The following is a 15,763-nucleotide window of genomic DNA, read 5'->3' as shown; positions in this document are numbered from 1 at the left end:
GCGCATGATAAACTTCAACAAAAACGAAATACTCGAAACGGTTCGCATGCTCGACAACGAAAATCTTGACGTGCGAACCATAACTATGGCTTTGTCGCTTTTCGACTGCGTGGGGCGCACCGCCGACGAAACGGCGGAACTTGCGTATAATAAAATCCGTTCGCGCGCGGGAAAACTCGTGGCGGTGGGCGAAGAAATCGCGGAACAATACGGCGTGCCCATTGTGAACAAGCGCGTGTCGGTTACTCCCGTGAGTTTGCTCGGCGCCAAAACGGGCGGCTACGTTAAAATAGCGCAAGCTCTCGATAGAGCCGCGAGCGAAATAGGCATAGACTTTATAGGCGGCTACACGGCTCTCGTGCATAAGGGAACGTCGCCGTTCGAACGCGAATTTATTAACAGCATACCCGAAGCAATTTCAAAAACAAAAAAAGTTTGTTCGTCGGTAAACGTGGGAAGCACTCGCAGCGGCATAAATATGGACGCCGTTCGCCTTATGGGTGAAAAGATAAAAGAGTTGAGCGCCCTCACCGCAAACGAGGGAGGGCTCGGTTGCGCCAAATTCGTGGTTTTTTGTAACGCGGTGGAAGATAATCCTTTTATGGCGGGCGCGTTTACGGGCGTCGGCGAGGGCGACGCGATTATAAACGTTGGCGTTTCGGGACCCGGCGCCGTGAGTTGCGCGCTCCGTAAACTCGGCAAAGGCGCCGATCTTCTCGCGGTTGCGGAAGAAATAAAGCGCACCGCGTTCAAAATTACGCGGGTGGGGCAGCTTGTGGCGTCGGAAGCGGCAAAGCGGCTCGGCGCTACTTTCGGTATTGTGGATTTGAGTTTGGCTCCCACTCCCAAAGTGGGCGACAGCGTTGCGCAAATTCTCGAAGAAATGGGGCTTGAAAGCGTTGGCGCTCCCGGCACAACCGCATGTCTTGCAATACTCAACGACGCCGTTAAAAAAGGCGGAGTTATGGCGTCGAGCAGCGTGGGCGGGCTTTCGGGCGCGTTTATTCCCGTGTCGGAAGACGAAGGAATGATTCGCGCGGTAAGAAAGGGCGCTTTAACAATAGAAAAACTCGAAGCTATGACTTGCGTGTGCAGCGTGGGGCTCGATATGCTCGCGGTGCCCGGCGACACGAGCGCCGAAACTATAAGCGCGATTATAGCCGACGAGTGCGCGATAGGTATGATAAACAACAAAACTACGGCGGTTAGAATAATTCCCGCTCCCGGCAAAAAGGTGGGCGACGAGGTGGAATTCGGCGGACTGCTCGGAACGGCGCCCGTTATGCCTGTAAATTCATTTTCCGCAAACGAGTTTATAAGGCGTGGCGGAAGAGTGCCCGCGCCAATACATTCGTTAAAAAATTAAAAATTTACGGCACATTCCCGTCGGTTTTTGCGCGATTGTGCTTTTCAATAGGAGGTTATGTAATAACAATGAAAAGAAGCGAAGTGAACGAAAGAGACATATGGCGAATAGAAGACATCTTTCAAAACGTCGGCGAATGGGAAAAAGAATTTTCGGAAGTAAACAAGGCTTTGCCGTCGGTGCTGTCGTATAAAGGAAAGCTCGGCGACAAATACGAGTTTTTGGCTTGCATGGAGTGCAACAGCGCGATTTGCCGGCGGCTCGAACGCCTTTGTTGCTACGCCCAGTTAAAGCACGACGAAAACAGCGCCGACGAATGCGGACTGTCGCTTTACAGCCGCTCGGAAGACATATATATGCACTACGCCACATATTCGTCGTTCATAACGCCCGAGCTCGGAGCGCTCGACGACGTTACTCTGTCGGCATATATGAACGACCCCGACCTTGCGGTATATAAATATATGCTGAGCGAGGTGCGCCGCAGTAAGCGTCATATACTGTCGGCGGAAGAAGAGAGATTGCTCGCTCTCGGGCAAACCACTTATTCGGGATATGGCAACGTATTCGGAATGATAAACAACGTTGATATGCCTTTTCCCAAAATAGACGTGAACGGCAAAAAGGTGAAACTCACTCACGGGCTTTACAGCGAATGTCTTTCGTCGCTCGACCCCGCGCTCAGAAAAAAAGCGTTCGAGGGAATGTATAAGGCTGTGGGCAGTTTAATCAATACTATCGGCGCGAACTACGCCGCGTCGGTTGCCAAAGACAATTATCTTGCTACGGCTCGCGGTTATGCGAGCGCAGTCGAAAAATCTACCGACTCCGACAACGTTCCCGGCGAAGTATACACTAAGCTTGTTAAAACGGTGGGCGAAAACTTGGAGCCCGTTCACAGATACGTCGCGCTAAGAAAAAAAGCGCTCGGCGCGGAAAAGTTGCACATGTACGATTTGTATGTGTCGCTTGTTAAAGAAGCCGATTTAAAACTTAAATTCGACGAAGCTTTCGAGCTTGTGCTGAAAGGACTTGCGCCGCTCGGAGAAGAATATATCGAGTTGTTGCGCACCGCGCGCCGTTCCCGTTGGCTCGACGTTTACGAAACGGAAAACAAGCGCAGCGGAGCTTACAGCATGGGCGTTACCGGCGTGCATCCGTTCGTGCTCCTCAATTACAGCTCCACCGCTCACGACGTGTTCACAATCGCTCACGAGCTCGGGCACTCTCTCCATTCGTATTATTCGAGCAAAGAACAAGACTATATTAACGCCGATTATTCTATTTTCGTTGCCGAAGTGGCAAGCACGGTAAACGAAGTTTTGTTGCTCAAATATATGCTGAAAACGGAAACGGAACCCGCAATGCGCAAATTCTTGCTTGCTTATTATCTTGATATGTTCCGCACCACTTTGTTCCGCCAAACTATGTTCGCGGAGTTCGAACTTAGCAGTCATTCTATGGCGCAAGCGGGCAAGCCGCTAACCGTAGAATCGCTTTCGCGCGAATATATGAAACTCAACAAAAAGTATTACGGACCCCACGTTGTGCACGACCGTCAGATAAGGCTCGAATGGGCGCGTATTCCGCATTTTTATCATGCTTTTTATGTGTATAAATATGCAACGGGCATAACGAGCGCGGTAAATATCGCGCACGCCATTTTGGAAGAAGGGGAGAGCGCGGTGGCGCGTTACAAAGAGAAATTCCTGTCGGCGGGCGGAAGCAAATCGCCTTATGATATTTTGTGCGACGTAGGCGTGGATTTGAAGAGCGACGAGCCGTATAAAGTTGCCATGAAAGAATTTTCCGAAACTCTCGCATTGTTAGAGGAGCTTGTGTAATAGGTTTGAAAACGCGTAAAACAATTAAATCTTTGGTGTGCGCGCTGTTCGCGGTTATAATAATGACTTTCGCGGGGTGCGACGCTCGAATAGACGTTTACGAGTCGTCCGACGACGATTTTTGGTATTTTCGCATAGACATAGGAATACCTCAGGCGGTGGATTCGCTTTTGAACGAAAGCGCCGCCGCGTCTAAACGCCACAACGGCAAAAAATGGACGTTACAAACGTGGTTCGACGATTACTTTTCGGATTTGAGCGAACTGTACGGCTTTACTTACAGTTTCGACGGAGTTTATAACGACGAAGCGGCGCGACAAAAGGTGTACCGTTTTAACAACGTTCAAATTCCGAAGCGGAAAGGAAACGAATATCTTTCCGACGGCTTGACGCTTTCGGGAGAGTACGACGTTAAAACGAATCTGTTTTTCCGCACTATAAACACCGTGCGCGCCGATAGGTTTAACTTTTGGCAAAAAGAACTCGCCGAAGCGAAAGCGCGGTTTGACGAAGGCGAACAACTGCTCAAAGACAACAACACCGCAATGGGAATTTTGATTTTCGGTTTAATCGAAATTTTCCCGCAATACGAGAACAAGCCCAACCATCCCGACATTATAGACAATCCCGACTTTATATACGACAGCGAGTCGGGAATGGTATACCGCGAAGTGTTGCCCGGATTTACTGAGGCTTTCCCTGCGGCTGAACTCGGCGAATACACCGAAATTATGTTGCGCAACTTTTGGTATGCCTCGCAAAAGATGAACGTGGAATGCGACGACAGGCTTTATGTGCAAGATTCAAACGGCACTCCCGACAAAAAAGGGGTGTACTATGTGTTTCAAAAGAACGTTGGCGACGGGGAAACGCTCGTAACTTATCAATATCGCAGAGCCGACCCCACAGGTTGGTATATCGTTGCGATTGTTGCGGGCGGCATAACTGTGGGACTTACCGTTTTGGCGGCGCGCGTAATCAAAAAGCAAAAAGAAAAGCTTCCGCCTCCTAAACCGAAAGACTCGTTCCCGTACGACCCGTTCGAGGGGAATATAGACCCGTTTGCATGAAAAACATCGGCTTTTTGTTCGCAAAAAGCCTGCAAAAACGACAAAAGGGCGGGACACTTTCGACTGTGTCCCTTCCCTTTTGAACCCCTACCCCGCAACGACAAGGTCTGCGCCCTTGACGGCTTTTTAGCGGTCATGGAAAGGGTAGCTGTAACAAAGTTAATAAATCACTGTGCCCGTCGCCTAAGTTGGCGCCTCAAAAAGGCTGGTAAATAAAAAATTATATATTATTAGAAGAGTGAAAACCAAATGACAAACGAACAAATCAGAAACGTTGCGATTATAGCGCATGTTGACCACGGCAAAACGACGCTTGTAGACCAAATGTTAAAACAGGGCGGCGCGTTTCGCAGCAATCAGGTTGTTGCCGAGAGAGTTATGGATTCGAACGCCTTAGAACGCGAGCGCGGCATAACAATACTTGCGAAAAACACGTCGGTTAAATACGGCAACTATAAAATAAACGTTGTAGACACTCCGGGTCACGCCGACTTCGGCGGAGAAGTGGAACGTATTTTAAAAATGGTGAACGGCGTTGTGCTTTTGGTAGACGCTTACGAGGGAACTATGCCGCAAACCCGTTTCGTGCTAAGCAAAGCGCTCGAACTCGGGCATAAAGTTGTTATAGTAGTTAATAAAGTGGACCGTCCCGACAGGCGCGTTAAAGAGGTTTGCGACGAAGTTATAGAACTTTTAATGGAGCTTAACGCCTCCGACGAACAACTTGACAGCCCTATAATTTATTGTTCGGGGCGCAACGGCACCGCAAGCTTAGACCCTGACGGGCAGGGAGAGGACCTTATTCCGCTTTTCGAAACTATTGTGCGCCACATTCCCGCGCCCGAAGGCGACCCCGAAGCTCCCGTTCAAATGCTTGTGTCGGCGCTCGATTACAGCGAATATGTGGGCGCAATCGGAATAGGCAGAATAGAACGCGGAACTCTTAGAACGGGGCAAAACGTTTTGCTGAGTAACTTTCACGCCGAGCGTCAGCCCGTTCGCGCGAAAGTTACCAACATATATCAATTCGAAGGATTAAACAGAGTGACAGCCGAAGTTGCAACCGTCGGCGATATTGTGTGTGTTTCGGGAGTGGAGGGCGTTTCAATAGGCGACACTCTGTGCGACCCAGAAGACCCTACGCCGCTCGAATTTCCGAAAATAAGCGAGCCGAGCGTTGAAATGACGTTTTCGGTAAACGACAGCCCGTTTGCGGGGAAAGAGGGTAAATTCGTAACGAGCAGGCATTTAAGAGCGCGACTGTATAAAGAAGCGGTGCGCGATGTCAGCATACGCGTTTCCGACACCGACACAAGCGAAGCTTTCAGAGTGTGCGGCAGAGGGGAAATGCACCTTTCCATTCTTATAGAAAACATGCGCCGCGAGGGCTACGAGTTTCAGGTTTCAATGCCGCGCGTGCTGTTTAAAGAGGAAAACGGCGTAGTTACCGAGCCTATAGATTTGCTGATTGCCGACGTTCCGAGCGGCTCCGTAGGCGTGGTAATGGAAAAAATGGGAGTGCGCAAAGGCGAACTTAAATCGATGAACGCAATAGGCGAACGTATGCGTCTTGAATTTTCGGTGCCGAGCAGAGGACTTTTCGGATATAAGTCGGAATTTTTAACCGACACGAAAGGAGAGGGAATACTCACGTCGGTATTCGATAAGTACGACGTATATCGCGGCGAAATAGAACGCCGCCCATGCGGAAGTTTAATTGCTTTCGAAACGGGCGACGCGGTGCCTTACGGGCTTTTTAACGCGCAGGAACGCGGAACGTTATTCATAGGCGCGGGCACAAAAGTGTACGAAGGCATGATTGTGGGCGAAAATCCTCGCGGCGACGATATAGCAGTAAACGTTTGCAAGCGCAAACAAATGACGAATATGCGCGCGGCGGGAAGCGACGAGGCGCTTAGGCTTACGCCTCATAAAGTGATGAGCATGGAACAAGCTCTCGACTTTATAGCCGACGACGAACTTTTGGAAGTTACGCCCGCTAATTTGCGCATACGCAAAAAAATTCTCAACGCGGAACTTAGGGCTAAAGCGCGCGCTCACGCCAAAAAGCAATAATAAAAAGTAGCGGAATCGAAACGTTTAGTAGTTCGAAATCAAAAAACGGAGGAAAACGCAAGTGCCTACAAAAAATCCTCGCGCTCACGGAATAAATCCCGAGCACCCCAATCTTAAAGCGCGCATACTGCCGCACAATAACGAAGCGGAACAGGCTGTGCTCGGTTGCGCGCTACTCGATGCCGACGCGCCCATACATATATTGTCGGAACTTGCCGCTTCCGATTTTTACGGCAAAGCTAACGCGAACATTTTCGACGCTATGGTGGAGCTTTCGCGCAGAGACGAGCCGATAGACGTGGTTACTCTTGCGCAACAGCTCGACACGATGGGGCTTTTGGACGGAGTTGGCGGGCTTACTTATTTAACCGATTTAAGCAACTGTGTGCCCGGCGCGGCGAACTATAAGCATTATGTGGGACTTGTTAAAAAACTTTCGAGTTTGCGCAAGCTAATCGGCGCGGCTCAAAAGATTACCGACGTTGCTTTTGTCGGCGACCCCGACGACGACGCCCTTGCGTTTGCCGAGCGCGAAATTTACGCGCTCAGCGAGGAAAACGACAGAAGCGCTCTTCGTGAAATTCAGCCGAGCATAGTTGAAGCCATTTCGCGCATGGAGCTTATGTACCGCGACCCTACGGCGGGCAGAGGGATTCCCACAGGGTTTAAGGGTCTTGATAATATTTTAAACGGATTTCAGCCGTCAGACCTTATTCTGATTGCGGCGCGTCCCGGTCAGGGAAAAACGAGCATAGGCATGAACTTTATATCGCACGCGGCTATGCACGCTTCGCGCAAGACTGCGGCGGGCAAAGACGACCCGTATAGATGCGCGGTTTTTAACCTCGAAATGCCGGCTATTCAGCTTGCCAAGCGTATGATATGCAGCGAAGCGCGCGTAGATATGAGCAAGGCGAATTCGGGGCGGCTCAGTCCCGAAGACTGGAAAGCGATTATCGCGGCAAAAGCGCGACTCGATAAGGCGCATATTTATATAGACGATTCTTCGCTTACAACACCTGTGGAAATACTTTCGAAGTGCCGACGTTTAAAGCGCGAAAAAGGGCTCGACCTTGTTATGATAGACTATTTGCAGCTTATGACGAGCGGCGACAGGGTGGAGAGCAGGCAGCAAGAAGTTAGCACGATTACCCGTATGATGAAAATAGCCGCGAAAGAACTTAACGTTCCTATTTTGCTGTTAAGCCAAATGTCGCGCGATATAGAGAAGAGAACGAGCAAAAAGCCGCAAATGTCCGACTTGCGCGAATCGGGCGCAATCGAACAGGACGCCGACATAATTATGTTTATTTACCGCGAATTCGACAAAGACGACACCGCGATAGACGAAGAAAAGCGCAACAAAGTGGAGCTAATCATAGCGAAGCACCGTAACGGCGAAACGGGTAGCGTGGAACTTAAATGGGACGGACCTTCGGTGCGCTTCCTCGACGTTGATAAATCGCGCGCGGCGATGGCACGCGAGCAAGACATTCCGCCCGAAAGGGGCGGGGGATTTTCGGGCTTCGACGGCTCGGAGCCTTTTTCGCTTGCCGACAAATCCGCCGAAGAAATTTTATCGGCGCCGGACGACGGCGATATAAACGATATTTTTTAACGGTATAATCAAATATATAGTTTCGAGTTTGTAAGGTAAATTCAAAACGGCAGACGCTACGCCGAGCATATGCTTAGTAGTGTTGTTGCGATGAGCGCAAAGTAATACATAACATATAAAATCTTTGTTTAAGCAATTAAACGTTTAAAGTTGACGAAGTTCGGCTATAATCTTCGAAGCGCGCGCACTGTTGCGGCGTTACGGAGATTTTTTTATGCGCAGAATAGTTGCCGTGCTCGGCGTGCTCATGCTTTTGCTCGGCGTTAAATTATACGAAGTGGAACCCGCCGATTGCGGATATGCGGGAGAGAGAACCGCTTTCGAGGAGTCTATTCGTTACGATTTTAACGGAGATTACGATTGCGCCGTAGAGGCAATCGAAAAACTCGGCGGAAAGATTTTGTGGAGCGAAGAGCTTGATTGCGGCGTTACGGTGCTGTATGCGTACAGTCCGCGAATATACAAAAGCGTAAAACTTTCGGGCGAGAGAGTGAATATTATGACGGCGGTAAACGACGGGCGCGTAAGCGTTGGAAGCCCTATGCTTGAAGGAAGCTATTGAGCAAAAAAATAAAAAATTTTTAATTTGCATGTATAACGCCGCATAACGCGGTCAATAATCAAAGCACAACAAAAAAACAAACTTTTTCGGAGGTAATGTAAAAAATGAAAACGTATAAGACCAACAGAGCTTCGGACAAGCCCAAAAAGCTCGGCAAAAAGGGAGTGCACGCAATCGCGATTAGCGCGTCGGTAGTTCTTGTGGCGGTGGCGCTCACGCTTTCGCTCACATTCGGATTGAGAAAAACGGACGCGCCCGTAGACGGCGGTATTCACACCGACACCCCGCCCGTAACTACTCCGCCGCTCACTTTCAGCGCCCCTCTCGGCGAATGCACCGTTACTCATGCGGCTGCGCTCGATAAGCTTGTGTATAACGACACCCTTAAACAGTGGCGCGCCCATAAAGGCGTGGACTTTGAAGCCGCTGCGGGAAGCGAAGTGCTTGCAATCGCGCCCGGCACTGTAACCGAAGTTGAAAACACCATTTTGGAAGGCGTTGTTGTAACCGTTACTCATGCCGAAGGCTATGTGTCGGTTTATAAGGGGCTCGACGCGGCAAAGGTGGCAAAAGGCGACGCAGTTGAGGCGGGCAAGGTGCTCGGCACAATAGGCACAATGATGTGCGAACAAAATCAGGGCGCCCATTTGCATCTTGAAATGAAAAAAGACGGCAAATACGTTGCCGCCACAGATTATATCGACGTTGAAATAGACAAGTAAAAAACGCCGAAAATAGGCTTAATATAAAAAGGCGATACGCTTTAAATAAGTGTTTCGCCTTTTTGAATTTAATAAGCTTTACCCCAGTATATTTTGTGTTTGGCTTTTTTGCCGCAGCACACGCATTTGTCGCCTACGGGCGTTTGGTCGAAAGGCATATTGCGGCTCGAAGCTTGGAATTGTTCTTTAATTTTATCTTCGCAATCGCGTTCGCCGCACCACATGGAAAGAGCGAAGTTTCCCGAATTTACCGCGTCGCCGAGTTCTTGCATTGTTTGCACCGTTTTAACGTGGCTGTTACGGAATTCGAGCGCGGTTTGATACATGTTTTCGTGAATTTCTTTTAACAGAAGATTTACCGAGTCGGCAATGTTATAGAGCGGCACGGTGAATTTTTCGCCCGCTTTGTCGCGGCGCGAGACTGTGGCAACTCCGCTTTCTATGTCGCGCGGACCTATTTCCAAACGGAGCGGAACGCCTTTCATTTCGTATTCGTTGAATTTCCAACCCGGACTGTTGTCGGTCGCGTCAACCTTAACGCGTATGCCCGCCCGTTCGAGGTTGGTTTTAATTTCGTTTACTTTTTCGAGCACGCCCGCTTTGTGCATTGCAATGGGAATAATCACGGTTTGAATGGGGGCGACGTAGGGCGGAAGTTTTAAGCCGCGTTCGTCGCCGTGCGCCATAATAACCGCGCCGATAAGTCGGGTGGAAACTCCCCAGCTAGATTGAAACGGATATTTGTGCGTTCCGTCTTTGTCGAGAAAGCGAATATCGAACGCGCGCGCAAAATTGTCGGAAAGGTAATGCGACGTTCCCGACTGTAAGCTTTTGCCGTCGAGCATCATGGCTTCTATCGAATAGGTGGCTTCGGCGCCCGCAAATTTTTCTTTTTCGCTCTTTTTGCCCGTGAACATGGGAATGGCAAGCACGTTGCGAGAGAATTCCTCGTATACTCCGAGCATTTTAAGAGTTTCGTCTTCCGCTTCTTCGCGCGTGGCATGAACGGTGTGCCCCTCTTGCCACAAAAATTCGCTCGTGCGCAGGAAAGGGCGGGTGGTTTTTTCCCACCGAACCACGTTTGCCCACTGATTTACGAGCACGGGCAAATCGCGGTACGACTGCACCCATTTGGAATACATGTGCCCTATAATAGTTTCGCTTGTGGGGCGCACAACGAGCTTTTCCGGAAGTTCCGTGTCGCCCACATGGGTTACGAGAGCCACTTCGGGAGCAAAGCCCTCCACATGTTCGGCTTCTTTCATTAAAAAGCTATACGGAATAAGCATGGGGAAGTATGCGTTTTCGTGCCCCGTAGCTTTAAAACGGTCGTCGAGCTCGCGCTGAATGTTTTCCCACAGAGCGTAGCCGTAAGGGCGTATAACCATTGTGCCCTTAACGGGGCCGTAGTCAACAAGTCCCGTTTTTAACACTACGTCGGTATACCATTGAGGAAAATCGGCGTTTATATCGGCTATGTCTTTCACAAATTCGTTTGCCTTTGCCATGCGCTTGCTCCTTGTGCTTAAAAAAATCTTTCGCTTTCAATTATACAGAAAAAGCCGCTTTGTTGTCAAGCGGCTTTAAAACGAAAGGAAAATAATATTGATGCCGCTTAGGCGCCGCGTTTATTATAAAAACAGTGTTATAACTATTACGAGCGCGGCGCCGGGCAGCCCGAGTATTCCCGTTATTAGCGCGCTTAAAGGATTGAGCGGCAGATTTAGCGGCGTGAACACCGACAGCGCGACTAACAAAAAAGCTCCTGCGGCGGTATTGAACAGCAGTCGCAAAATGCCTTTCGTTTTAAGCGAAAACAGCCAGCCGCAAAACACTACGATTAACGCGCCTATAAAAAACGATATGAGAGTTTCGTACCACATGTTGTATGTGTATGCCGAAGCGTTCGCATATATTCGGGCATGTCCTTTTTTTTGCGTTTTGTTAAAGCGGCAAAAGTCTGCGCGTTTTTCGCGGCAAAACAATTCCGCCCGAAAGCCTTTGCGCCGCTTGACGAAAGGGGCTGAAAAGTGGTATTATATAAAAAGTGCATTTAAAAATTTTGCCACAGGAGATTTTTGTTTATGGATAACAAACTCAGGCTTTTTTCGTCGGAGAGCGTAACCGAAGGGCACCCCGATAAGGTGTGCGACCTTATTGCCGACACAATTCTCGACAAAGCGCTCGAACAAGACCCGTTTAGCCGAATAGCGTGCGAGGTGTGTTGCACAACGGGGCTCGTTATGGTTCTCGGAGAATTTACTACCGAAGGCTACATAGATATTCCCGCAGTTGTGCGCCAAACCGTTGCCGACATAGGCTACACGAACGCAGAGTTCGGCTTCGACAGCAAAACTTGCGCTGTGGTAACGAGCATTAACGAGCAGAGCGCCGATATATCTGTGGGGGTAACGGAAGCGCTCGAAAAACGTCGCGCGTCCAACGACCCCGCCGACGCTGTGGGCGCGGGCGACCAAGGCATGATGTTCGGCTATGCAACCAACGAAACCGAAGAGTTTATGCCGCTTCCCATAACGCTTGCGCACAAGCTCACTAAGGCGCTCGGCGAGGCTCGCAAGAGCGGACTTTTGCCGTATCTTCGCCCCGACGGAAAGGCGCAGGTAACTGTGGCTTACGACGGAAACAAACCCGTGTATGTGGATACCGTTGTTCTCAGCACTCAACATTCGCCCGATATAGAGCACGCCGATTTGGAAGACGATATTATAGAAAAGATTATAAAGCCCACGCTCGGCGGAAAATACTTGAACGATAAAACAAAGTATTATATTAACCCTACGGGCAGATTCGTTATAGGCGGACCTGCGGGCGACAGCGGCGTTACGGGCAGAAAAATAATAGTTGACACCTACGGCGGAATGTGCCCGCACGGCGGCGGGGCTTTTTCGGGAAAAGACCCCACTAAGGTTGATAGAAGCGCTTGCTATTACGCCCGCTATGTGTGCAAAAACATGGTTGCGGCGGGAGCCGCCGAACGCATGGAACTTCAAGTGGCTTACGCGATAGGCAAAGCCCGCCCTGTGAGTATTTCCATTAACACGTTCGGCACGTCTCCGTATTCCGACGACGAACTTTTGGATATTATAAACGACATGTTCGATTTCAGACCGCTGAGCATAATAGAAAACCTCGATTTGAGAAAGCCGATTTACCGTTTTACGACAATCGGCGGGCATTTCGGCAAATCGGATATGACGTGGGAGAGAACGGACAAAGCGGATAAAATACGCGCCCGCCTTAAAGAACTTTCGAAATGACTTTAAGCGGCGGAATAGACGAAATAAGATTCCGCAACGAGGAAAACGGCTACACTATCGCGGTGCTCGATTGCGAAGGCGAACCCGTTGTGTGCGTGGGAACTTTTCCTCCCGTATCCGAAGGCGAATACGTTTCGCTCGAGGGCGATTTTACCGTACATTCGAAATTCGGCAAACAGTTTAAAGTGAACGCGGTGCACTCGTCGCAGCCCGACACGCTCGACGGAATAGTGCGCTATTTGGGTAGCGGATTGATTCGCGGCATAGGACCTAAAACCGCTCTCGCGATAGTGGAGAGGTTCGGCACTAACACTTTTAACGTTATAACTGAAAATCCGTCGCTTCTTGCAAGAGTTAAGGGAATAAGCAAATCGAAAGCCGTCGAAATTGCCGCAGAGTATTCCAAAATAGAAAACATGCGGAAAGTTATGGTGTTTTTGCAGGGGCACGGCATACCTCTCGGAACCTCGCTTAAAATATTCAAACGTTACGGAAATGATACCGTTAGCGTTTTATCCGACAATCCGTATCGCTTGGTTGAAGATGTGGACGGCATAGGTTTTATTACCGCCGATAAAATAGCTACAAAACTCGGAGTTTTGCCTAACAGCGAATACCGTTTGCGCGCGGGCATACTTTACACTTTGAGAGAGGCGGCGGAAAAATCGGGTAACACATATTTGCCGCAAGAAGAACTTTGTGCGGCGGCTGCCCGACTGCTTGACGCCGAGCCCGATATTGTGGAAAACGTGCTCGAAAACTTGCTCATATCGAGAGCGGTGAAAACCGTTGAAACGCAAGAGCACGGCAAGGGAGTTATGCTATTGTCGGCATATCGTGCCGAGCACGGCGCGGCTCATAGGTTTATAGCGCTTGCCAACGCCGCCGACAGAACGGAAAGAGACTGTTCGGAAGATATAGCCGAATTTGAACTGTGCGAAAACATAACGCTGCATCCCGTTCAGCGCGAAGCTGTGGAACTTGCCGCAGGCGGAAGCGTAACCGTTATAACGGGCGGTCCGGGCACAGGAAAAACAACCATTGTAAAATGTATTTTGGCGGTGCTCGACAGGCGCGGAATTAAAACTGCGTTAATGGCGCCTACGGGACGCGCCGCAAAGCGCATGAGCGAAAGTTGCGGCAGAGAGGCAAGCACAATTCATCGCGCTTTAATGCTTGGGCGCGACGGCGACGGCGCGGAAGAACCACTTGCGGCGGGCGCCGTAATCGTAGACGAATTTTCTATGGTTGACGTGTATTTGTTCCACACTCTTTTAAAGAGGCTTCCCGACGGCGTTAAACTTATTTTGGTTGGCGACGCCGACCAGCTTCCGAGCGTGGGCGCGGGCAACGTTTTAAAAGATATAATTGCGTCCAAAGTTGTGCCAGTTGTGCGTTTGGAACGTATTTATCGGCAGAGCGGCGAAAGTTTGATTGTTGAAAACGCCCACAGAGTGAACGGGGGCGAAATGCCTCTGCTCGATGTGCGCGACGGCGACTTTTTCTTTTGCGCGGCGAAATCCGCCGATGAAATCGCCGAAGTTACGGTGGGGCTTGCCGCCGAGCGTATACCTAAGTTTTTGGGCGTGGAGCCTTACAAAGTGCAAGTGCTTTGCCCGCTTAAAAGCGGCGCCTCAGGCTCCGTGAGCCTAAATAAGAAGTTGCAGGAAAGGCTCAGAAAAGAGAACGGCAAGTTCATAGATTCCGAAGAGTACCGTTATATAGAAGGCGACAAGGTTATGCATGTTGCCAACAATTATAATCTTGAATGGCGAAAGCTTACGGGCGGCATAGCCGAGAGCGGCGAAGGGGTTTTTAACGGCGATTTGGGCGTTATAACCGAAATAAGAACTGGAAGCGGAGAAATAGACGTTCGTTTCGAGGACGGGCGGTTTGTAACATATTCGCCCGAAGTTCGAAGCCAGCTTGTGCCCGCTTACGCAATAACCGTGCATAAAAGTCAGGGGAGCGAATTCGACGCCGCTATTATTCCCGTGTACGGCGGCAATCCCATGATTATGACTCGAAATCTGTTATATACGGCAATTACTCGGGCGAAGCGCGCGGCGGTTATCGTGGGCGATAAATACACGGTTAAGCGCATGGTGGAAAACGATTATATAGCTTTGCGATACAGTATGCTCGAACGGTTTTTGGAAGCCGCCGACGCGAGCGAAACTTTGCTTTTCGGAAAGCGCGTTGCAAAGGAGAAAACGACGAATGCGTAAATACAATAGAAACGTTATGGCGGTTTTGCGCGCGGTTCTGTTTTTGGCGGGAGCGGTGCTCGGATTTTTTGCAATGCGTCAAATAACGCTCGCTTATCCTAAGGCGGAGTTTGAAAAATACGGCTACGTTTACTGCGCCGCTACCGGCGTTGTGCTCGGGCTTGTGTTAATGCTCTCTGCGGGTTCGGTTATGTGGCTTGCTTCTTCGCTTATAGACGGAGTTAAAAGTTTACTGCGAGGGGCAAAGCCGAGCAACATAGTTTGCGTGCTTGTGTGCATAACGCTCGGTGTGGTTTTAACTTGGCTTTTCGATTTTTTGGTGTCGTTCGGCTTGGAGCTTGTGGAATTGCGCATAATACTCGACGTGGTGTTCGCGTTCGTGTCGGTTAGTTTGCTGTCGGTTGCGGCGCTGAAAATATTGCCCGTTCAAAAAGCGGAAGCGCGCGCCGAAAAGTGCGATTCCGACGAATTCAAAAACGGATACGTTTTAACGGCGTCGGCTCTTTGTTGCGACGGCATAGACGCGTTTATCGAGGAATGGCTGCTTACTCCCGTAACGGTTCTCGATTGCACGGTGGGCGAACTTATTGGGCGAGGCAACGCGGGCGAGAAAGCTCTTGCGGCTTACCGCAGGCTTTTGAACGGAGGCAAAACGGTTACGGTGTCGGCGGCGGGCAAAGCCGAACTTGCGGCTACCGGAAAAGTTTCGGAACGCGACGCGGTGCTGAGTTATGCGCGCGAAAACAGTTTTCGTATAGTTGCGGCAACCGCTTGCGAATTCGGCGCCGACGCGCGCGTTCCCGTGCTCGGTTTTTTGCGTCTTACGGGATTCGAGGCGTTTTCGGACGAAGTTTCGTCTTCCGATATTGAATGCGCCGCGCCCGAAACCGCGACGAACGCGGGCGAGAGTTCGGATTTGCAATCTCTTGGCTAAATCAGTGCGGTTAAGCGATTGACGAAACGCTAAAAAGAGTATAAAATAATATAGACGTGTCGGCT

General features: G+C 50.0%; 12 protein-coding genes. 10 read left to right on the top strand and 2 right to left on the bottom strand.

Annotated elements, in window-relative coordinates:
- Window positions 1–4 precede the first annotated feature (4 nt).
- The 7 genes from NFR62_RS07205 to NFR62_RS07175 all read left to right on the top strand — a co-directional run bounded on the left by NFR62_RS07205 (window position 5) and on the right by NFR62_RS07175 (window position 9,258).
- Window positions 5–1,366, top strand: a complete 1,362-nt coding sequence (locus NFR62_RS07205; RefSeq protein ID WP_251616780.1) for a PFL family protein — start codon at window positions 5–7, stop codon at window positions 1,364–1,366.
- 68 nt (window positions 1,367–1,434) lie between these two features.
- On the top strand, window positions 1,435–3,210 hold the full coding sequence (gene pepF / locus NFR62_RS07200) for an oligoendopeptidase F (protein ID WP_251616777.1): 1,776 nt from the start codon (window positions 1,435–1,437) through the stop codon (window positions 3,208–3,210).
- A 5-nt stretch (window positions 3,211–3,215) separates the two neighbouring features.
- Window positions 3,216–4,280, top strand: coding sequence for a hypothetical protein (locus tag NFR62_RS07195; RefSeq protein WP_251616775.1), 1,065 nt, complete (start codon window positions 3,216–3,218; stop codon window positions 4,278–4,280).
- 249 nt (window positions 4,281–4,529) lie between these two features.
- On the top strand, window positions 4,530–6,356 hold the full coding sequence (gene typA, locus NFR62_RS07190; protein ID WP_251616773.1) for a translational GTPase TypA: 1,827 nt from the start codon (window positions 4,530–4,532) through the stop codon (window positions 6,354–6,356).
- Window positions 6,357–6,417: 61 nt separating this feature from the next.
- Window positions 6,418–7,974, top strand: coding sequence for a replicative DNA helicase (gene dnaB / locus NFR62_RS07185; protein ID WP_251616756.1), 1,557 nt, complete (start codon window positions 6,418–6,420; stop codon window positions 7,972–7,974).
- Between the two features lie 214 nt (window positions 7,975–8,188).
- The gene (locus tag NFR62_RS07180) at window positions 8,189–8,536 is read left to right on the top strand and encodes a hypothetical protein (RefSeq protein ID WP_251616752.1); all 348 of its coding nucleotides are present in this window, start codon (window positions 8,189–8,191) and stop codon (window positions 8,534–8,536) included.
- A gap of 104 nt (window positions 8,537–8,640) precedes the next feature.
- A complete protein-coding gene (locus NFR62_RS07175; protein WP_251616743.1) occupies window positions 8,641–9,258 on the top strand; it encodes a M23 family metallopeptidase in 618 nt (205 codons plus the stop codon).
- A gap of 68 nt (window positions 9,259–9,326) precedes the next feature.
- On the opposite strand, the gene proS is transcribed toward NFR62_RS07175, so the two are convergent.
- Window positions 9,327–10,766 carry a proline--tRNA ligase gene (gene proS, locus NFR62_RS07170; RefSeq protein ID WP_251616742.1) on the bottom strand — a complete coding sequence of 480 codons (1,440 nt, stop codon included), beginning with the start codon at window positions 10,764–10,766 and terminating at the stop codon, window positions 9,327–9,329.
- A gap of 123 nt (window positions 10,767–10,889) precedes the next feature.
- Window positions 10,890–11,141: a pro-sigmaK processing inhibitor BofA family protein gene (locus tag NFR62_RS07165; protein ID WP_251616741.1), complete on the bottom strand. Its 252-nt coding sequence runs from the start codon at window positions 11,139–11,141 to the stop codon at window positions 10,890–10,892.
- Between the two features lie 201 nt (window positions 11,142–11,342).
- Here NFR62_RS07165 and metK point away from each other — a divergent pair, with 201 nt between their 5' ends.
- Genes metK through NFR62_RS07150 form a run of 3 tightly spaced genes read left to right on the top strand, consistent with a single transcriptional unit; the run spans window position 11,343 to window position 15,698 of the window.
- On the top strand, window positions 11,343–12,536 hold the full coding sequence (gene metK, locus NFR62_RS07160) for a methionine adenosyltransferase (RefSeq protein WP_251616740.1): 1,194 nt from the start codon (window positions 11,343–11,345) through the stop codon (window positions 12,534–12,536).
- The gene (gene recD2, locus NFR62_RS07155) at window positions 12,533–14,764 is read left to right on the top strand and encodes an SF1B family DNA helicase RecD2 (RefSeq protein WP_251616738.1); all 2,232 of its coding nucleotides are present in this window, start codon (window positions 12,533–12,535) and stop codon (window positions 14,762–14,764) included. The genes metK and recD2 overlap by 4 nt, the downstream gene beginning before the upstream one ends.
- A complete protein-coding gene (locus NFR62_RS07150; RefSeq protein WP_251616735.1) occupies window positions 14,757–15,698 on the top strand; it encodes a hypothetical protein in 942 nt (313 codons plus the stop codon). Before recD2 ends, NFR62_RS07150 begins: the two co-directional genes overlap by 8 nt.
- Window positions 15,699–15,763: the final 65 nt, after the last annotated feature.

Source organism: Pumilibacter muris (genome assembly GCF_943193045.1).
Lineage (GTDB): Bacteria > Bacillota > Clostridia > Christensenellales > Pumilibacteraceae > Pumilibacter > Pumilibacter muris.
The sequence above is the reverse complement of the archived record's forward strand: the minus strand, read 5'-3'. Positions and strand labels throughout refer to the sequence as shown.

Bases quoted from the DNA above. Each gene is read 5' to 3' on its own strand.
- NFR62_RS07150 (WP_251616735.1), top strand. From the start codon at position 14,757: ATGCGTAAATACAATAGAAACGTTATGGCGGTTTTGCGCGCGGTTCTG.
- recD2 (WP_251616738.1), top strand. From the start codon at position 12,533: ATGACTTTAAGCGGCGGAATAGACGAAATAAGATTCCGCAACGAGGAA.
- pepF (WP_251616777.1), top strand. From the start codon at position 1,435: ATGAAAAGAAGCGAAGTGAACGAAAGAGACATATGGCGAATAGAAGAC.
- typA (WP_251616773.1), top strand. From the start codon at position 4,530: ATGACAAACGAACAAATCAGAAACGTTGCGATTATAGCGCATGTTGAC.
- proS (WP_251616742.1), bottom strand. From the start codon at position 10,766: ATGGCAAAGGCAAACGAATTTGTGAAAGACATAGCCGATATAAACGCC.
- NFR62_RS07180 (WP_251616752.1), top strand. From the start codon at position 8,189: ATGCGCAGAATAGTTGCCGTGCTCGGCGTGCTCATGCTTTTGCTCGGC.
- NFR62_RS07205 (WP_251616780.1), top strand. From the start codon at position 5: ATGATAAACTTCAACAAAAACGAAATACTCGAAACGGTTCGCATGCTC.
- metK (WP_251616740.1), top strand. From the start codon at position 11,343: ATGGATAACAAACTCAGGCTTTTTTCGTCGGAGAGCGTAACCGAAGGG.
- NFR62_RS07175 (WP_251616743.1), top strand. From the start codon at position 8,641: ATGAAAACGTATAAGACCAACAGAGCTTCGGACAAGCCCAAAAAGCTC.
- NFR62_RS07165 (WP_251616741.1), bottom strand. From the start codon at position 11,141: ATGTGGTACGAAACTCTCATATCGTTTTTTATAGGCGCGTTAATCGTA.